The sequence below is a fragment of the Porphyrobacter sp. YT40 genome, from assembly GCF_006542605.1.
Taxonomy (GTDB): Bacteria; Pseudomonadota; Alphaproteobacteria; order Sphingomonadales; family Sphingomonadaceae; genus Erythrobacter.
Genome location: NZ_CP041222.1, coordinates 2,202,282 through 2,221,432 on the forward strand (window position 1 = coordinate 2,202,282; position 19,151 = coordinate 2,221,432).

The 19,151-nt window shown below is 64.6% G+C and carries 13 protein-coding genes; 7 read left to right on the top strand and 6 right to left on the bottom strand.

Translation table 11 applies throughout. From position 1 onward, the window contains the following. The first annotated feature begins 31 nt into the window (after positions 1 to 31). Positions 32 to 1,468, top strand: a complete 1,437-nt coding sequence (locus tag E2E27_RS10325) for a glutamate synthase subunit beta (RefSeq protein ID WP_141458897.1) — start codon at positions 32 to 34, stop codon at positions 1,466 to 1,468. Positions 1,469 to 1,499: 31 nt separating this feature from the next. Here the strand turns inward: E2E27_RS10325 and E2E27_RS10330 are convergent, their stop codons facing one another. The 4 genes from E2E27_RS10330 to E2E27_RS10345 all read right to left on the bottom strand — a co-directional run bounded on the left by E2E27_RS10330 (position 1,500) and on the right by E2E27_RS10345 (position 5,536). After that, positions 1,500 to 2,081, bottom strand: coding sequence for a DUF1989 domain-containing protein (locus tag E2E27_RS10330; RefSeq protein ID WP_141458899.1), 582 nt, complete (start codon positions 2,079 to 2,081; stop codon positions 1,500 to 1,502). Continuing rightward, positions 2,078 to 2,782, bottom strand: coding sequence for a guanitoxin biosynthesis heme-dependent pre-guanitoxin N-hydroxylase GntA (gntA, locus tag E2E27_RS10335; protein ID WP_234036013.1), 705 nt, complete (start codon positions 2,780 to 2,782; stop codon positions 2,078 to 2,080). The genes E2E27_RS10330 and gntA overlap by 4 nt, the downstream gene beginning before the upstream one ends. A gap of 63 nt (positions 2,783 to 2,845) precedes the next feature. Then, on the bottom strand, positions 2,846 to 3,706 hold the full coding sequence (locus E2E27_RS10340; protein WP_234036014.1) for an alpha/beta fold hydrolase: 861 nt from the start codon (positions 3,704 to 3,706) through the stop codon (positions 2,846 to 2,848). Positions 3,707 to 3,838: 132 nt separating this feature from the next. Beyond that, the gene (locus E2E27_RS10345; RefSeq protein WP_141458901.1) at positions 3,839 to 5,536 is read right to left on the bottom strand and encodes a PHA/PHB synthase family protein; all 1,698 of its coding nucleotides are present in this window, start codon (positions 5,534 to 5,536) and stop codon (positions 3,839 to 3,841) included. Positions 5,537 to 5,768: 232 nt separating this feature from the next. On the opposite strand from E2E27_RS10345, the gene E2E27_RS10350 reads away from it, so the two are divergent. From E2E27_RS10350 to E2E27_RS10365, 4 genes are all read left to right on the top strand, one after another. Continuing rightward, positions 5,769 to 8,471, top strand: a complete 2,703-nt coding sequence (locus E2E27_RS10350) for an EAL domain-containing protein (protein ID WP_234036015.1) — start codon at positions 5,769 to 5,771, stop codon at positions 8,469 to 8,471. A gap of 131 nt (positions 8,472 to 8,602) precedes the next feature. Then, positions 8,603 to 10,774: a putative bifunctional diguanylate cyclase/phosphodiesterase gene (locus E2E27_RS10355; protein ID WP_234036016.1), complete on the top strand. Its 2,172-nt coding sequence runs from the start codon at positions 8,603 to 8,605 to the stop codon at positions 10,772 to 10,774. Positions 10,775 to 10,829: 55 nt separating this feature from the next. Further along, a complete protein-coding gene (gene lepA / locus E2E27_RS10360; RefSeq protein WP_141458903.1) occupies positions 10,830 to 12,647 on the top strand; it encodes a translation elongation factor 4 in 1,818 nt (605 codons plus the stop codon). 546 nt (positions 12,648 to 13,193) lie between these two features. Beyond that, the gene (locus E2E27_RS10365; RefSeq protein ID WP_141458905.1) at positions 13,194 to 14,255 is read left to right on the top strand and encodes a hypothetical protein; all 1,062 of its coding nucleotides are present in this window, start codon (positions 13,194 to 13,196) and stop codon (positions 14,253 to 14,255) included. Between the two features lie 20 nt (positions 14,256 to 14,275). On the opposite strand, the gene E2E27_RS19245 is transcribed toward E2E27_RS10365, so the two are convergent. Both E2E27_RS19245 and E2E27_RS10375 read right to left on the bottom strand, forming a co-directional pair. Beyond that, positions 14,276 to 14,392 carry a putative type II toxin-antitoxin system PemK/MazF family toxin gene (locus tag E2E27_RS19245; RefSeq protein ID WP_141458907.1) on the bottom strand — a complete coding sequence of 39 codons (117 nt, stop codon included), beginning with the start codon at positions 14,390 to 14,392 and terminating at the stop codon, positions 14,276 to 14,278. 262 nt (positions 14,393 to 14,654) lie between these two features. Continuing rightward, positions 14,655 to 15,557: a hypothetical protein gene (locus tag E2E27_RS10375; RefSeq protein ID WP_141458909.1), complete on the bottom strand. Its 903-nt coding sequence runs from the start codon at positions 15,555 to 15,557 to the stop codon at positions 14,655 to 14,657. 109 nt (positions 15,558 to 15,666) lie between these two features. On the opposite strand from E2E27_RS10375, the gene E2E27_RS10380 reads away from it, so the two are divergent. Together E2E27_RS10380 and E2E27_RS10385 are read left to right on the top strand one after the other, a co-directional pair. After that, a complete protein-coding gene (locus E2E27_RS10380) occupies positions 15,667 to 16,476 on the top strand; it encodes an outer membrane protein assembly factor BamD (RefSeq protein ID WP_141458911.1) in 810 nt (269 codons plus the stop codon). Between the two features lie 298 nt (positions 16,477 to 16,774). Further along, a complete protein-coding gene (locus E2E27_RS10385) occupies positions 16,775 to 19,126 on the top strand; it encodes a S9 family peptidase (RefSeq protein ID WP_234036017.1) in 2,352 nt (783 codons plus the stop codon). Positions 19,127 to 19,151 lie beyond the last annotated feature (25 nt).

Here is a 19,151-nt window from a genome sequence, read left to right on the forward strand (position 1 = left end):
GGGCCTACGGAACATGAGAAGGTAACGAACTGTGGGCAAGGAAACCGGATTTCTCGAGCTGGACCGCCGCGAGCGGGATTATCTCGATCCCAAGGAACGGCTGAAGAACTACCGCGAATTCGTCGTCCAGCCGGACGATGCGACGCTGACCGGGCAGGCCTCGCGCTGCATGAATTGCGGCATCCCCTATTGCCACAACGGCTGTCCGGTGAACAACCTGATCCCGGACTGGAACCACCTTGTCTACGAGGCGGACTGGAAGCGTGCGCTCGACATGCTCCATTCCACCAACAACTTCCCCGAGTTCACCGGCCGCATCTGCCCCGCACCCTGCGAGGCGGCTTGCACGCTCAACATCATCGACCAGCCGGTGACGATCAAGTCGATCGAATGCGCGATCATCGACCGCGGGTGGAAGGAAGGCTGGGTCAAGCCGCAGATCCCCACGAAGAAGACCGGGAAGTCGGTGGCAGTGGTCGGCTCGGGCCCGGCGGGGCTCGCCTGTGCGCAGCAGCTCGCACGCGCCGGACATTCGGTGACGGTGTTCGAAAAGAACGACCGGGTCGGCGGCTTGCTGCGTTACGGCATTCCCGACTTCAAGATGGAAAAGCACCTCATCAACCGCCGCGCGCAGCAGATGGAAGCCGAAGGGGTGACCTTCAAAACCTCCAAGGAGGTCGGCGTCGATATCTCGTTCAAATCCTTGCAGGAAAACTTCGACGCGGTGGTGCTGGCAGGCGGAGCGGAAGATGCGCGCCAGCTTTCGATCCCCGGTGCGGAGATGCCCGGAGTGCGGCTCGCGATGGAGTTCCTGACCCAGCAGAACAAGCGCGTCGCAGGCGATGACGAGCTGCGCGCCGCCCCGCGCGGCAGCCTGACGGCGACCGGCAAGCACGTGGTGGTGCTCGGCGGCGGCGATACCGGCAGCGACTGCGTAGGCACCTCGAACCGGCAGGGCGCCAAGAGCGTCACCCAGCTTGAGATCATGCCCAAGCCGCCCGAAAAGGAAGACAAGGCGCTAACCTGGCCCGACTGGCCGATGAAGCTGCGAACCTCGTCGAGCCATCAGGAAGGCGTCGAGCGTGATTGGGCGGTGCTGGCCAAGCGCGTGATCGGCGATGGCGACAAGGTCACCGGACTCGAATGCGTGCGCGTCGAATGGGTTGATCGGCAGATGCAGGAAATCGCGGGGAGCGAATTCACCATCCCCGCCGACCTCATCCTGCTGGCAATGGGCTTTGTCGGGCCGCGAAAGGCCGGGCTGCTCGAACAGGCGGGCGTGACGCTCGATCCGCGCGGCAATGTCGCGGCGGACACGGAACGCTATGCCACCAGCGCACCGAACGTCTTCGCCTGCGGGGACATGCGGCGCGGGCAGAGCCTTGTCGTCTGGGCAATCCGCGAGGGCCGTCAGGCCGCGCGCGCGGTAGACGAGGCGCTGATGGGCGTTTCCGAACTCCCGCGCTGATCGTGGTTGCCTCGCTCCTGTCGGAGCGAGGTCAATCGCCGATGATATAGTCGATCGGTTTGAAGCTGCCGCCGTTCGACGCATAGGCAGAGCAGGCGGTCAGCCCGATCAACAGATCCATCTGCGCACGCAAGCGGATGCTATCGCCTGCGCGGCTGAGGGGCGGCAGCACCTCGATCTTGCCGGTTTCGGACACCGGCACATTCATGAAGATGTTGAACGCGGTCGGAATCTGGTCGGCGCCGATGCCATGGGGTGCAAGCGCCTCCGCCAGATTGCCGAAACAGCCGCGATGCACCGGCTTGTCGGGATAGAAATGCGTGAAGGTGTCGCGCGAACAGGGCGTGAGCAGAAAGTCGTGCCGACCGACATCGTCATGCTCGATTCTGAGCATCTTGCGCGATCGGTTCGACCACAGATGTGCGCCGGTCGTCAGCAGGATCGTCTCTTCGTAATCGAAGGTGCGCCCGTTGGAGATGACCTCGCCGTGATCATCCAGGGCGAAGGCGACCATGTCGCTGACCTGAGTGCCCTCTGGGTCGATGACGGTCAGGCTTTGGCCTTCACGCAGGACGAAAGCGGTGCCCGATCGGGGCGGAATGCGGTCGGTCATGATGAACGGGGATCCTTGAAGGGGCATTGCCAGTCGTCGTTGACGGCGCGCCCGCTGTACTGGCGGGCCTCGCTCGCTTCGCCGTGGCGGGCCAGCATGGGGTTGATCGACCCGTCGAGTTGTTCGTCGCGCGCGAGAATTGCAGACCGCAGCTTCTCGTAACGCTGTTCGGCGCGCAGCCGCTCGAACTGGTCGTGGAGGTTGAAGACCATCACGGGGTAGGGCGTGCGACGGGCGGCGCGGGATGCGCGGGGGTGCATCCCAACAACGAAATAGGCCTTGCCGCCGAAACTCAGCGAGAAATGCGGATCGTCGGGATCGCTGCTGACGCCGGGCTCGCACGGTTGCCCGCGCCACTCGTCCTTGTCCGAAAGCGACTGGATGCGCGCCCACATCGCCGCTTCGAAAGCCGCTTCGTCGAGGTCGCCGGGTTCCGAGAACACCACCGCCAGACTGCGCAACCCTTCGCTGTTGCGCGCGTACCGGCTGCTCCAGTCGAGCAGTGCGTGATGGATCGCCACATCGTCCCATGCGCTGGTGATCGACCAGGCTGTGACGATCTCGAGCAAGCCGGAATTCATCGCCGACTTTGCGCCGACGCAGGGGAATGATTTATCGGCAATATGATCGAGCAGGCTTTGCTCCAGCCTTTCACGGCTGAAAGCGACGGGGTTGGGGGTCATGGGGGCGAGCAGGGTCATGACGCAACCAAGCCTGCCCCATCCGGCTTGTTCCGCAAACTAACCTTTATCTAGTCACCCCTGTCAGGCCGCAGCGCGCCGCGATTCCTTTTCCGTGTGCGGCGCGTCCAGGAATTCGCGGATCGCGGCGACGCTTTCGTCCGCGTGGGTCAGCAGGAACAGGTGCCCGCCACCTTCGAAGGTCAGCAGCCGCGAATTGGGGATCATCGCCTTGAGAATCTTGCCGTTGACCAGCGGGACAATCTGGTCGTCCTCGCCCATCATGATCAGCGTTTCCTTGCTCATGAAGGGCAGGGCGGGCAGGCTGGTCCAGCCCAGCATGCACATCAGCTGATACATGTAACCGCGCGGGGAGGGGGGCTTCAAGCGGCTGATATGGCTGGACTTGTGATCCTTGCCTGCAGTTTCGACCATGCCGCCGTACAGCGTCTTGAAGTGCTTCGCCATGAACTCGGGGTCCACATAGCGGCGCGGATCGGCCATCTTGGTGAAGGCGGCGGGGTTGCCCGGCACCATCAGCATTCCCGGCGTGGTGGCGATCAGCGTCAGCCGCCGGGTGCGCTTGGGGTGCTGGAGCGCAAAGTGCTGCGCCATCGCGCCGCCCCACGACACGCCCATCACGTCCACTTCATCGAGCCCGAACTTGTCGAGCAGCTGCGCGGCCGTCCAGCTCATGGTGAAGGGGTTGTATGGCACCAGCGGATCGGGCGATTCGCCCGTGCCCGGCATGTCGAACATGATGAAGCCGCGTTCGGGCATGGCCGCCGCCAGCGGGGCCACCGCCTCGATATTCGCACCGATGCCGTTGAAGAACAGAACCGGCAGATGGTCGGAGGGCATATCGAGCCGCCAGGCAGCAGTCCGTAGCGTCCGGCCGCCCACTTGCTCCATTGAGACGACCGCGTCGGCCATGGGATTGCTCACGAATTCACGTCCTTTCTGCGCCCCCGCAAGGAGGGCGGGTTGGGCGCGCACGCCGATCCCTTAGCGCGCGCGCCCACAAACTTTGCGCCATCGTTCCGCTAAGGGAATGCCCTTGGCGCGAGGTGCGCTGTATCAGACTTCTTCGACGACGTAGAGTCCCGGTGCGGCATCGCCTGCCGCGTAGGTCTCGTTGCCCAGAGCCTCGGGCGCGGGCTTCTTCTTGCCCGAGCGCTTCTGCACCCACTCCATCCACAGCGGCCACCAACTGCCCTTGACCTCTTCGGTGCCCTGCAACCACTCGTCGGCGGTGGCGGGGAGCTTGCCGGCCTTCTTCTGGACGAAATACTTCGCCTTGGGGTTGCCCGGCGGGTTGAGGATCGCCTGCATGTGGCCGCTCTGCGAAAGGACGTAGGTGACGTCCTTCGATCCGAACAGCTGGGTCGAACGATAGGTCGCCTTCCACGGCGTGATGTGATCGGTCACCCCGCCGAGGATGAAGAGATCGGCGGTTACCTTCGACAGGTCGACCTTGTGCCCCGCCATCTCGACCTCGCCCTTCCTGGTGAAGGCGAGCGTTTCGAACAGGGTCAGGAAATCGCCCATCAGGCTGGAGGAGAGGTTGGTTGCGTCGGCATTCCAGAACAGCACGTCGAAGGCCGGCGGGTCTTGCCCCAGCAGGTAGTTGTTGATGACGTAGTTCCAGATCAGGTCGTTGGGCCGCAACCAGGCGAAGCCGCGCGCCAGATCGTCGGCCTTGATCACGCCCTGCTTCATCGCGCGCTGGCGGGCGAGCTGCATCCCGTTCTCGCTCACCAGCGACCCGGCTTCGATATCGGTCGGCTTGGGGTGCAGCACGCAGACCATCAGCGTCAGCGTGCCGAGGATCGGATTGTTCGTTGCCGCCAGTTTCGAGGCCAGCACCGAGGCGGTCTGCCCGCCCGAGCATCCGGCTGAGACATTAACCTTTTTCGACCCCGTGATCGAGGAGACGACTTCCAGCGCGCGCTCGCAGGCGGCGATGTAATCGGCCATGCCCCAGTGGCCTTGATCCTTCGACGGATTGCGCCACGAGATGACGAAGGTCTGCACGCCGTTGTCGACCTGCCACTTGATCACCGATTTGTCCGGCGACAGGTCGTTTATGTACATCTTGTTGATCTGCGGCGGGATCGTCAGCTGGGGGATCTCGTAGACCTCGTCGGTGGTGGGCGCATATTGCAGCACCTCCATGATCTCGTCGCGATAGACCACCGCGCCCTTGGAGGTGGCGATATTCTCGCCCAGCTTGAAGGGGCGCTTGTCGACCTGGCTGACCATGCCCTTGTTGTGGACGAGGTCGTTATAGGCGTTCTGGAGGCCCTTGATCAGGCTGAGGCCGCCGGAATTGATGATCTGCTTCTGCGCGGTGGGATTACCGACCAGCGAATTGGTGGGGGCGAGGCCATCGAGGATGATATTCGCGATGAAATTCGCGCGGTTGCGCTCCAGCTCGTCGAGCTCGAGCTCTTCCAGCCAGTTCTTCATGCCCTTCTGCACGGCGAGGTAATATTGGGCGCCGGCGCGGAAGAAGGGGTCGTATTGCCACGCCGGGTCCATGAACCGCTTGTCCTTGGGATCGGGCGCGAGTTCGCTCTTGCCGGTCATGATCTTGACCATGTCCTGCGCCATCGCGGTGGAGTGGCGCATCAGGCGCGCAGGGTCCGACGCGGTCTCACGCAGCAGCAGAGCGACCGCACTGACGAAGTCCTCTCGCGCCACCCCGATCAGCGGGCCCAGAGCGTTGGTCGACTGGGCGGCTTCGTTCTCAAGCTTCACTTCGCTGCGTGCCATGGAATCCCCTTTGCGCGGCCATCTTGCTGGTTGCCTTGAACGGCAATCGGTTAACGTGGCCGGTAGAGGCCAGAATGCAGCGCCCGCCGCCAAGTTGCAAGCCCGCCGCGCGTCGCCGATCCGCTCGCTGGGGGGCGAAACTGAAAGAATTACGCACCGCAATTAACGCTTTTCTCAGCGATCCTCGGGCATGGCAGCGGCAATGTCAGGCGAACCGATCCGGAAATTTGCGTTGCCCGAACCGCCCCCCATCGGGAGCGGGCGCGAGCTGCGGTCGCTCGCCAAGGCCAAGGCCGAGGCGAACGCGGGCCCGCGCGAGCAGCGCGCGCGCGCCGAACGGCGGGGGATCGAACGCGCGCAGGAGCTGCTTCCCGGCGCGCTGAACGCCGGGATCGACGAGCCTGCCATCGAGCAGTCTTTCTTCATGCCCCGCAAGGTCGGCGGCATGTCCCTGTTCCTGCTGTTTGCCTATGCCATCGCGGTGGTGGTGTCGCAGGGGCTACCGTCCCCTCTCATCTGGGCTGCGGCGCTGGCATCGGCCGCGCCGTTTGCTGCCGGTGCGCTGCTGGCCGCGATCGAACGCCGCGCCGAGGGCGCGGGGCCGGTTCGCTATGGGGTCGTGCTGGTGGGCATCGTTCTGCCGATGGCCTGCGCGGGCCTTGCGCTTGCGCTGTGGGTGGGCGAGGGCCTGCCCTGGCAATGGGCGATCGCCACGCTGATCTGCATCAACGCCGCAGCCGCCGCGCTGTTCGGCACACGGATCATCTCGCTGTTCAGCGCCAACATTGCCAGCTGGACGGGTTTTGCGGTGCTGGTTCCCGGCCTGCTCACCTATGCGGCGGTGATCGCGGCGGCGCTCACCCTGTCGCTGATCGCGCGGCTCGAATGGAAAGCTGCCGAAAGCCGCCGCCTTGCCCGCGAAGCGCGCGAAAGAGTCGCCGCACGCGCCGAGGACATCCTGCGCAGTTTCGAGGAGACCGGGCAGGGCTGGTTTTGGGAGACCGACCGGCGCGGGCTGATCACCTATATCTCGCCCAAGGCGGCACTGGTGCTGGGCAAGACCAGCGAGGCGGTGATCGGCAGCCCGTTCGGCGACATCGTCGATCCCAGCGACGGTGCCGCCGATGCCGAGCGCACGCTGAGCTTCCACCTTTCCGCACGCTCGGCCTTCCACGATGTCGAAGTGCGCGCCGCCACCAGCGCGGACGAACGGTGGTGGGCGCTGACCGGGCGGCCCGTCTACGACAGTTACAAGAACTTCTGCGGCTTTCGCGGTCACGGCACCGACCTCACCGAAAAGCGCCGCTCCGAACAGCAGGTCTCGCGCCTTGCGCACTACGATTCCCTCACCGGTCTCGCCAACCGCGTGCAGATGAGCCAGGCGCTGGAGCAGATCCTCGCCGCCCCCAGCGGGCGCGAGCGCGAATGTGCGGTGCTGATGCTCGATCTCGACCGCTTCAAGCAGGTCAACGACACGCTCGGTCACCCGGCGGGCGATGCGCTGCTGCGGCAGGTCGCCCAGCGGCTCGAACGCACGATCGGCACCGGGGGGCGCTGCGGACGGTTGGGCGGCGACGAGTTCAAGGTGATCATCCCCGGCCACCGGGATCGCGCGATGCTGGGCCAGCTGGCGCAGGAAATCATCAATTCCCTGTCGCAACCCTATTCGATCGAGGGGCAGAGCGTGGTGATCGGCGCCTCGGTCGGGATCGCGCTCGCGCCCGAACACGGCGCATCGAGCGATGATCTGATCCGCAATGTCGACCTTGCGCTCTATGCCGCCAAGGATGCCGGGCGCGGGTGCTACCGCTTCTACGCCGAAGACCTGCACGCCGCCGCCGAGGAGCGCGCCGAGCTGGAGCAGGATCTGCGCGACGCCATCGCCAAGGGCCAGCTCGCGCTGCACTATCAGCCGGTGGTTCACGCATCGGACGAGAAGATCGTCGGGTTCGAGGCCCTGATGCGCTGGAATCACCCCAAGCGCGGGCCGATCAGCCCGGCGAAGTTCATCCCGATCGCCGAGGACGCGGGGCTGATCGACCGCATCGGCCAATGGGCGCTGCGCACGGCCTGCGCCGACCTGGCGCGCTGGCCGCGGTCGGTTCGCTGTGCGGTCAACGTCTCGGCACTGCAATTCGCCAATCCCGATCTGCCGGTCATCGTCTCCAACGCGCTTGCCCACAGCGGGGTCGCGCCCTCGCGGCTCGAGCTGGAAATCACCGAAAGCGTGTTCATGGGCGACAGTTCGGGCACGGACGCAATGTTCCGGGCACTGAAGCGCGTCGGTGTGCGGCTTGCACTCGACGATTTCGGCACGGGCTATTCCTCGCTCGGGTACCTCAAGAAAGCGCCCTTCGACAAGATCAAGATCGACCGCAGCTTCGTTCAGGGCGCGACCGAGGAAGGCAGCCGCAACGGCGCGATCATCGCCTCGATCACCTCGCTTGCGCAGGCGCTGCACATGGATACGACCGCGGAAGGCGTGGAGACGCTCGACGAGCTCGAACTGGTGCGCCTGCTCGGGTGCAGCCACATCCAGGGGTTCATCTACTTCCCGGCCATGACCGCTGCCGAAGCGACCGCGCTGGTCTCGGGCGATCTGGTGGTCGAGGCCGATGGCCCGCAATGCGCCCGCGCGCCGCGTCAGAACCTGCTGCGCAAGGTCGTGGTGGCGCATGGCGGCAACCGCATCACCGCCACGCTGCGCAATATCTCCGAGGGCGGGGCGATGATCGAGGGCTTGTGGAACATCCCCCCGGGCAGCGCGATGCGGATCGAATTCTCGGCCGACACCTCGGTTACCGCACAGGTGCGCTGGGCGCGCGACAACCGGGTCGGGGTGGAATTCCACCAGCCCCTGCGCCGCCGTGCCGACGGTGCCTTCGCGGTGCTGAAGGGCGCGCCCGCAGAGGCCGGCATCAGCGCGATGCGGTGAGGCCTTCGGCAAGGCCGGGCCGCGATCTTAGGACAAAAATAACCATCGGACTTTACTCCTTGGAGACGAGGCCCTGACCGATCACGCAGACGGAAAAAGGGCGCGTCGCACTCAGGAGGATGATTTACGGCATGTCCCTCAAGGGTCTCCTGTCGTCCCGCAATTCCGCCGCTGCTCGCGGTGCGCCGGCAAGCGCGCCTGCGGCAACGGCCCTGTCGGATCGCGAGCGCCTCGCCATGCTCGACGAGCTCGAACAGTCCGGGCTGGGCTGGTTCTGGGCGAGCGACGCGCAGGGCCGGCTCACCTATCTGTCGGGTGCGATCGCGGCACGGCTGAACGTGCCGCTCGACGATCTGATCGGCCAGTCGCTCAGCACGATCTTCTCCGCCGCCGACCGCGAGGAACGCGGCAAGTCGCTGGCGCTGATGCTGGGGGCGCACAAGGGTTTTGCCGGGATCGCCGTGCGCGCCGCGCGCCGCCCCGAAGGCGCGGTGCTGCGCCTGTCAGGGCAGCCCGTGCTGGCGGCGAACGGCAGCTTTGCCGGGTTTCGCGGCACCGGCACCGACATCAGCGAGGAATATCACCGCGAGGAAGAAACTGCCCGTTTGGCGCGCTACGATTCGCTCACCGGGCTCAGCAACCGCCATCGCATGGCGCACCAGATCGAAACCACGCTGACCGCGTTCAAGGCCGCGAAGCGCAGCTGTGCGGTGATGATGCTCGATCTCGACCGCTTCAAGCATGTCAACGACACGCTCGGCCATGCGGCGGGGGACGAGCTGCTGAAACAGGTTGCCGCGCGCCTGACCCGTGCGATTGATCGCGATTGCGAGATCGGGCGCTTGGGCGGCGACGAATTTCAGGTGATGATCCCCGATTGCGACGATCGTGGGGTGCTGGGCGAGCTGGCGATGAAGATCATCACCATGCTGCGCCAGCCCTACAGCCTTGAAGAGGGGCGCTGCGTGATCGGCGCATCGGTCGGCATCGCCATCGCCCCGCATGACGGGGTGAGCCGCGAGGATATCGTGCGCGCGGCCGATCTTGCGCTCTATGCCTCCAAGAACGGCGGGCGCGGGCAATATCGCTTCTTCTCGGGCGAGCTTGAGAACGAAACGATATTTCGCCGCCGGCTGGAGCAGGAACTGGGCACGGCGCTCAGCGAAGAGCAGTTGTTCCTGCGGTTCGAACCGATCGTCGAGGCCGCCAGCGGCGCGGTCGCCTCGCTCGAAGCGCACGTGTGCTGGAACCACGTGCAGCGCGGGATCATCGACGAAGAGGAATTTGCGCAGATCGTCGAAGGCTCGGCCATGCTGGGCGATGTCGGACGCTGGGCGATTGCAGCGGCGTGCGAGCAGGCCGCGCTCTGGCCCGAAAGCGTGCGGGTGGCGGTCAATGTCCCGGTGTCGCTGTTTCTGGCCGAGGATTTCGTGACCTGCGTCGCCGATGCGATCACCGCGACGGCGCTTGCGCCCGCGCGGCTCGAGCTGGAGATCAGCGAGGCGGTGTTCTTCGGCGATGCCAGCGTCGTCGACCGCACGCTCGCCGCTCTGTTCAAACTGGGGGTGCGGCTGACGCTCGACGAATTCGGGAGCGGTTATTCCTCACTCGCCTACCTGCGGCGCGCGCCCTTCGATGCGATCAAGATCGACCAGAAGCTGGTCGCCGAGGCCGAACGTCAGGACAGCCGCGAGCTCGGACTGGTGCGCGCTATCGTGGCGCTGGCGGGGGCCTTGCAGATGGACACCATGGCGGGCGGGATCGAGAGCGCAGGCCTGCTCACCGCGCTGACGAGCGGCGGCGTGCGCTTTCTCGAAGGCCCGATCTTCAGCGAACCGGTCGCCGCCGAAACGCTGGCGCAAGAGCTGGCGGGCGGGACGTGGAAGATCGAGCCCTCCGCCGATCGCACCCGCCGCGCGCGCCGGCGGACGGTGTTCCGCAAGATCCAGGTGATCCATGACGACTACGCCTACGAGGTCACGCTGCGCAACCTCTCCAAGACCGGCGCGCTGATCGAGGGCTTGGCCGATGTGCCCAAAGGCACGCAATTCGTCGTCGACCTCGGCGGCGGCCAGCTGGCGGTGGCGACCGTGACGCGCTCCAACGGCGATGTGCAGGGGCTGGAGTTCGAGCAATCGCTGATCGAGGACGGATCGGGCGGCCTATGCACCCGCAGCCGCGTCTCCCCCTACGCACTCGCCGCCGCCGGAGCCCCCCTCGCTGCTTTGTCGCCCGGCGCGTTTCTCGCCATCGAAAAAGGCGGCGCGATCCCCAAGTTCGGCTATGCGAAACAGCCCGCCTAGGTGTTGCGTTTTTGGCGAATGACAATGCGGCGGGTGGGCGCTACATCGCGCGGCGATGACTGACCTTTCCAAGATCCGCAATTTCTCCATCATCGCGCATATCGACCATGGCAAGTCGACGCTCGCCGACCGGCTGATCCAGTTCACCGGGGGCCTCACCGCGCGTGAGATGTCCGAGCAAGTCCTTGATAACATGGACATCGAGAAGGAGCGCGGGATCACCATCAAGGCGCAGACGGTGCGCCTCAACTACACCGCGAAGAACGGCGAGACCTATCAGCTCAACCTGATGGACACCCCCGGCCACGTCGACTTCGCCTATGAGGTCTCCCGCAGCCTCGCCGCGTGCGAGGGCGCGCTGCTCGTCGTCGACGCGGCGCAGGGCGTCGAGGCGCAGACCCTCGCCAACGTCTACCAGTCGATCGAGCACGATCACGAGATCGTCCCCGTCATCAACAAGATCGATCTGCCCGCCGCCGAGCCCGAGAAGGTCAAGGCCGAGATCGAGGACATCATCGGGCTCGATGCCTCCAACGCCGTCCTCGCCTCCGCCAAATCGGGCATCGGGATCGAGGAAGTGCTCGAAGCCGTGGTCGAACGCATCCCCCCGCCCAAGGGCCGGATCGACGCCCCGCTCACCGCCAGCCTCGTCGACTCCTGGTACGATCCGTATCTCGGCGTCGTCATCCTCGTGCGCGTGATCGACGGCAAGCTCACCAAGGGCCTCAACATCAAGTTCATGCAGGGCGGCACCCAGCACCTCGTCGACCGCGTCGGCTGCTTCACCCCCAAGCGCACCGACCTTGCCGAACTCGGCCCGGGCGAGATCGGCTTCATCACCGCGCAGATCAAGGAAGTCGAACAGGCCCGCGTCGGCGACACCATCACCACGGTGAAGGGCGGCGCGGCGCAAGCGCTGCCGGGCTACAAGGAAGTGCAGCCCGTGGTGTTCTGCGGCCTCTTCCCGGTGGATGCCGCCGATTTCGAGAAGCTGCGCGAATCCATCGGCAAGCTGCGCCTCAACGACGCGAGCTTCTCCTACGAGATGGAAAGCTCCGCCGCGCTGGGCTTCGGCTTCCGCTGCGGCTTCCTCGGCCTGCTGCATCTGGAGATCATCCAGGAACGCCTCAGCCGCGAATACGATCTCGACCTCATCACCACCGCGCCAAGCGTGGTCTACCGCATCCACCTCGGCCATTCGCGCTATGAGGATGCCAAGGTGATCGACATCCACAACCCCGCCGACTGGCCGGACGAAAACCGCATCGACGTGATCGAGGAGCCGTGGATCAAGGCGGTGATCTACACCCCCGACGAATATTTGGGCGCGATTCTGAAACTGTGTCAGGACCGCCGCGGCATCCAGACCGAGCTGACTTACGTGGGCGGCCGCGCGCAGGTTTCGTATGAATTGCCCCTCAACGAAGTCGTGTTCGACTTCTACGACCGGCTGAAGTCGATCAGCCGCGGCTATGCCAGCTTCGACTACGAACAGATCGGCACGCGCGAGGGCGACCTCGTGAAGATGAACATCCTCGTCAACAACGAGCCGGTCGACGCCCTGTCCCTGATCGTCCACCGCGCCAACGCCGAAGAGCGCGGCCGCGGCATGTGCGAGCGCCTGAAAGACCTGATCCCCCGCCACCTGTTCAAGATCCCGATCCAGGCGGCCATCGGCGGCAAGGTGATCGCGCGCGAAACGATCGCCGCGCTGCGCAAGGACGTGACCGCCAAATGCTATGGCGGCGACATTTCCCGGAAGAAGAAGCTGCTGGACAAGCAGAAGAAGGGGAAGGCCAGAATGAGAGAATACGGTAACGTCTCTATTCCTCAGGAAGCTTTCATCGCCGCGCTTCGCATGGGTGAGGAGTAACCTTCTCCCCTCCCGCTTGCGGGAGGGGCCGGGGGTGGGCCTGTCTATGCTGGCCCTGTGCAAGGCTCGCTCCGCTCGCTCCCACCCCTAACCCCTCCCGCAGGCGGGAGGGGGATTGAGAAGCGAGAGGCTGTAACTCCGGCCAGCGGGTGGCCGCATGCCAACCCGTTCGACGTCATGGCCGCGGCTTTGCCGCGGCTAACACTCTTTCGTTCGCCCTGAGCTTGTCGAAGGGCCGCACTTACTTAGGCGACCCACAGCGGTAGAAGTGAAGAACGGTCGTTGATCCTGCGGATCAGCTTCGCTTCCGACAAGCTCAGGACGAACGGGTTCAGGGCGACAACTCGTTCCTCTCCTCTCCAGCACGCGTGAGAGTGATAAGACCGCAAATCCTAGCCATCATCGGAAAAGGGAGCTCCGAAGATAATGGGAGATGGGCGTGGCTTGCAAGGGCGACAGACTTGCATGCATAGTCCAACTAAAAAGCAAACACAAAGAGCAGGGCGACTTAGGAAACCAAGAATCAGTTTTCGGACCGAGGCGATTATGGCTGAAAGAAAATTCAAGAAACGACTCATCTTCCAGATCGTTATTCCTAGGCCTTGGCCGGTCGAACAGCAGCATGATTTCCAAGAGTTGCAAATTCCAGAGGGACGGCTTTTTGTCAGTGCACTACCAGATAAACGGCTCGAAGTTTGGTTCTTAGCCGAAGAACCGATCGAATTTGGGAAATTCAGAGGCTGGCACAAAGGAAAACTTCGAACAATTGGTATCGAAGCGCGCGAAGGTATTAAAATCTTGGCAGAAATTGTCGTTGAAAATGACGCCATTTCTGAGTTTCTGTTGCAAGGCAGAAGTATCCTTCAAACAGGGTCCGCCGATGCAGTGCGCATTGATGCTAATCCGCTGCCTAGTGAAAACTACCCAGCAGACTATTGGGAAATAGGCAACGAGGCATGTCGTCAAAAGCGAATTGAGAGGCTCAGAGGTCTCAAATCCAACGTCTACCGCGATCACCCTGGACCGATGTATGATTTTGACGCGCTAGCAATGGAGCTTATGCAGCTTCAGGATTTGGTTGCTGCGGTCGAGCAAGGAGCTGAATATCACGTTCCCGGGTTGTTAGCGCGCAATCGCGCGCTCTTATACGAAAAGACGAAGCTGGGACTTGTTCAATTATGCGCAGCCCACATCGGCACGACCTGCAAATTTCCATTTCGACCTCAAATAAATGCTGAAAATCTTGTTCGATTTAAGAAAGGTATCTTTCTCGTTCCGCTTTCGTGTCTCAGCGACGATATTCGTGATGACTTTCCCCAGATAGATATCGATAACTGGCTAGACCAAGTTGGGCTCATTTTCGATGGAAAAACTGTGTCGAATCGTCAAGTTGTTCAAGATCTAGGCAATGGACTTGGCGCCCATCGAATGCCTTCTTCGAACGAGGTTACAAAACTATTGGCGGGACGTCCCCAGCTTTTTGCAAACTCAGAACAAATAATGGCAGTCAGATTTAACGATGTCTCAAGAGTTGCGCTCGAGGTTGCTTATCTTTTGATACGTGTCGTTCCGCCATTGATAGGCGAATTTCACAACAGCAGAACATAATATTCGGTTCATAGGCTCCCTCACACGCCCGTAATTAAAAAATCCAACGCCCCCATCACTGCCTCGTCCTGCTCCCCAAGCGACCCCACTCGATCCCCTAACTCCCGCACCGAAACCGCCGAGAGCAACTGAACCATCAGTACGTATGACTTCCCTCCCGCTTGCCCTCGGCTTTCGCCGGGGCAGTTACCGGGGCTGGGGGTGGGCCTGTTGCAAGGCTCGCTTCGCTCGCTCCCACCCCTAACCCCTCTCGCAAGCGGGAGGGGGATGAAGGCGGTCAGAACAGGCGGTAATCTTTCAGCGGTAGTCGGTGGACTTCGACCAATGCGTCGGGCGAAAAGACCGCTTCCCGATTGGCTGCCAGCCACGCGGTAACGGGAGGATCAGTGCGGCCTCACCCTAAGGGTCGAACGAGTCATCCTTCAGCGTCCACGTCGTCTTCGGCGGTTCCGGTTCGCGCGTGGGCCAGCGTTGGTAGCCCTCGGGCGGGTGCCGGGGTGTCTCGTCCTCCGACGCGCGCTTCGGCTCCGATAGCAGCGGCACCTCCGGCGGGTCGAAATGCGTCTCCGCGACGTCGATCCGCACCTCCACCATGCGGCGCGTGTTCTCGTCCGCGTCCATTGCGGCGAGGTCGCGGTCGCGCAGGGCGCAGAAGTGGGCGAAGGCGGCGCGGGTTTCGCCGCTGAGGGCGGCGTAGCGGTCGGGGCGTTCGCGTTCGTGGCGGCGGCGGATGTCCTCGATCTTGCGGTCGATGCTGGCGCGCACATCGGCGGCGGTGACGCGGGCGCGCTCGGCCTCCCACTCCGCGCGCCATTGCTTCTTGAGCTTGTCGAGCTGCATCTGGCTGACCGCATTGAGGCCGCGCGGCCCGCCGCCGGCGGCAAAGCGCTCGGGCGCGCGGTTGCGCAGGATGAACATCAGCAGCCGGTCGTTGTACTTGCGGCGGGTGCCGATCAGCTTGCCGTAGGAGTAGAGCGGTTCCTCGACGCCGTTGAGCGCGCGGTCCATCGTGACGTCCTCGACCCGCTGCACGCCGAGCTGGAGCGCGGTCTCCCACGCGGCGCGGAAGCTTTCGGCACCGGGCTGGCGGCGCAGGTGGTAGGCGCCGACGGTGCTCATGTCGACGGCCTTGCAGGCGGCCTCGACACTGCCGGTGTCGGCCAGCGCCTCGATGAAGTCGCGCTGGCGTTCGGGCGTCCAGCCGTCGTGCCGGTTGCACAGGCGCGGGACGGGGGTGAAGGGGGGCAGCTCTCCGGCGGGGACGGGGGAGCGGGCGGAGCGGGGGTCCTTGCGGCGGGTCATGGGGGATGTGGATCACAAAAACGCGCAGTAGGAAAATGTGGGGGAGGGGGGCTTGGGGCCTCCACGCCTTCACTTCCCATTCACCCACGCCCTCGCTATATCGCGCGCCATGCAATCGAAGCTCACCACCCGCATCGCGCCCCGCTCCGTTCTTGGCGCCGCGCTCGCCGCCTTTACGCTCGCCTCCCTGTCCGCTTGTGCCGGCGGGACCGAGGGCAAGGACATTGCCTATGTCGCGCGCGATGTCGAATCGCTCTATGCCGAGGCGCAGCGGCGGCTCGACCGGGGCAACACGCTGCAGGCCGCGGCGCTGTTCGACGAGGTGGAGCGCCAGCACCCCTATTCGCCCTGGGCCCGCCGCGCGCAGCTGATGAGCGCCTTCAGCTATTACACCGCGCGCGATTACAACAAGGCGGTCCAGAACGCGCAGCGCTTCCTGTCGATCCACCCCGGCAACAAGGATGCGCCTTACGCCTATTACCTGATCGCCTTGAGCTATTACGAGCAGATCAGCGACGTGAACCGCGACCAGAAGATCACCGAGCAGGCGCAGACCGCGCTGCGCGAGGTCAACCGGCGCTTCCCGCAGACCGAATATGCCGCCGACGCGCGTTTGAAGCTCGATCTGGTCGCCGATCATCTTGCGGGCAAGGAGATGGAGATCGGCCGCCATTACCAGCGCATGGGCCTGTGGCTCGCCGCCGACATGCGGTTCCGCAATGTGGTGGAAAAGTTCGACACCACCAGCCACACCCCCGAAGCGCTCTACCGCCTCACCGAAAGCAGCCTCGCGCTGGGCCTGCCGCAGGAAGCGGTGAAATATGCCGCGGTGCTCGGGGCCAACTATCCCGGCAACGAATGGTACGAGCGGGCCTTCAAGCTGGTGAACCGCCATGCCGAGGGCGTGACGGCGTCCTGATTTTCCGTGCGCCCATCCGGGCGCACGTCCTCGCTAGACGCGCGGCGAAGCCGAGCCCGCTGCGGGCGGGTGTTCCTGTTGGCCTATCGCTGCGCTAGTTGAGGCCGGTCGGCCTTGCGGCTGCGATGCTGCCGTTTTGGCGCCTCTGCGCTCCCCACCTGTTCCCTGCTTCGGCTGCGAGCCTTGACCAGCCTTACCGGCTTGGCCAAAGTCTTGGGATCAGGGGAGAACCGCCATTTCCAGAACCGTCCGTCTTGCCGCCGCCTTCGGGCTTTGTGTCAGCCTTCCCGCGATCGCGGTGGCGCAGGAGGATGGCTACCGCCTGCCGCCCGCCGCCGTGGCCGACATCGTCACCCGCGCCCCGGCACCGAGCGTCTCGGTCTCGCCCGGCGGAGACCGGCTGCTGCTGATCGAGCGCGAGGCGCTGCCGCCGGTCGCCGATCTTGCCAAGCCGATGGAAAAGCTCGCCGGGCTCCGGCTCGATGCGTCGACCAATGATCGCCACCGCACCCGCTCGGCCGTCGGCCTGACGTTGCAGGACATCGCCAGCGGCCAGACCCGCGCGGTCGGCCTGCCCGCCGATGCCGATCTGTCCCGCTTTGCCTGGACGCCGGATGGTGCCAAGGTGGTGTTCGCCAACACCCGCCCCGATGGTGTCGATCTCTACGTGCTCGACACCGCGACCGCCGCTGCGCGCAAGGTGGTGACGGGCGGGCTCAACCCGATCTTCCAGTCGCCCGAATGGCTCGCCGACGGATCGCTGCTGGTGCTCACCATCCCCGAGGGGCGCGGGGCCATGCCGGTCGAATCGCTCACTCCGCGCGGGCCCGCGATCCAGACCGCCAGCGGCGGCAAGCAGGCGCAGAACCGGACGTATCAGGACCTGCTCGAAAACCCGCATGACGAGGCGATGTTCACTTGGATGACGACATCGCAGCCGGTCATCATGGCGGCCGACGGAACGGCCAAGCGCGCGATCGGAGCCCCGCGCATCTACACCTCGGTCACGCCGTCGCCCGATGGCAAATATCTGCTGATGGAATGGCTCGAGCCGCCGTTTTCCTATCAGGTGCCGTGGTCACGTTTCCCCACCACCAGTGCGGTCTACACGATGGACGGCAAGCTGGTGGAGACCATCGCGAAACAGCCGCTTGCCGATGCGCTGCCCGTTCAGGGCGTCGTCACCGGGCGGCGCAATATCCAATGGCACCCGACCGAGGATGCGCTGCTGCTCTGGGTCGAGGCGCAGGACGGCGGCGATCCGCGGGTGAAGACCGACAACCGCGACAACCTGCTCGCTCTCGCAGCCCCCTTCAAGGGAGAGGGCCGGGTGCTCGCCAGGATGGAAGACCGTGCCTCGGGCGCCTTCGGGATCGAGGGCAGCGACGACATTATCGCCTATGATTACGACCGCGACACGCGCGAGATCCGCCAGACGCTGGTCGATGTCACCGGTGGCGGGGCCCCGCGCCAGCTCGGCATCCGAAACGCGCAGGATGCCTATGCCGATCCGGGCAATCCGCTGTTCACCACCAGCGACCGCGGCACCCGCGTCGCGCGGATGGTGGACGGCAAGCTGCTGCTTAGCGGCCTCGGCGCAACGCCCGAGGGCTATCGCCCCTTCCTGCGCCGCTTCGACCTCGCCACGCTGGAGACGCAGGAGCTGTGGCGCAATGCGGGTGAGGAGTTCGAAACCGTGGTCGATGTGCTGGCCGAGGATGGCAGCACCTTCGTCACTTCCTACGAGAGCCCGACCAACCCCGGCAATGTCCGTCTGCACGATGGCGGCACCGCCCGCTTCCTGACCAACTTTCCCGATCCGCACCCCGAACTCACCGGGATCAAGCGCGAACTGGTGACCTACAAGCGCGCCGACGGGGTCGATCTCACCGCCACGCTCTACCTGCCCGCCAGCTACAAGGAAGGCGACAAGCTGCCGGTGGTGATCTGGGCCTATCCGCTCGAATACAACGACGCGGCGACCGCCGGGCAGAACCGCGATTCCCCGTATCTGTTCACCCGCATCGGCGGCTATTCGCCGCTGTTCTTCCTGACGCAGGGTTATGCCGTGCTCGACCGCGCGGCGATGCCGGTGGTCGGCGCGGACCCGGAGACGGTCAACGATAGCTTCATCGAACAGGTCGTGGCGAGCGCGCAGGCGGCGGTGGATTTCACCGTCGAACGCGGCTTTGGCGACGGGGTGCGCGTGGGCGTGGGCGGGCACAGCTACGGCGCCTTCATGACCGCGCACCTGCTCGCTCAGAGCGACATCTTCCGCGCCGGGATCGCGCGCTCGGGCGCCTATAACCGCACGCTCACCCCTTTCGGCTTCCAGTCCGAACGGCGCGTGTTCTGGGACACGCCGGAGACCTATTACCGCCTCAGCCCCTTCATGGCGGCGGACAAGATCAACGAGCCGATCCTGTTTATCCACGGCCAGAACGACAGCAACCCCGGCACCTTCCCCGAACAGTCCGAACGGATGTTCGCGGCGGTCAAGGGCACCGGCGGCACGGCGCGGCTGGTGATGCTTCCGCACGAGGACCACGGCTATCGCGGGCGCGAGTCGGTGCTGCACACGCTGGCCGAGATGATCGACTGGTTCGACACCCACGTGAAGAACGCCCCTGTTCCTGCCGCCGGGGAATAGGCGGTTTCCCTCGGGGATTGGCGCG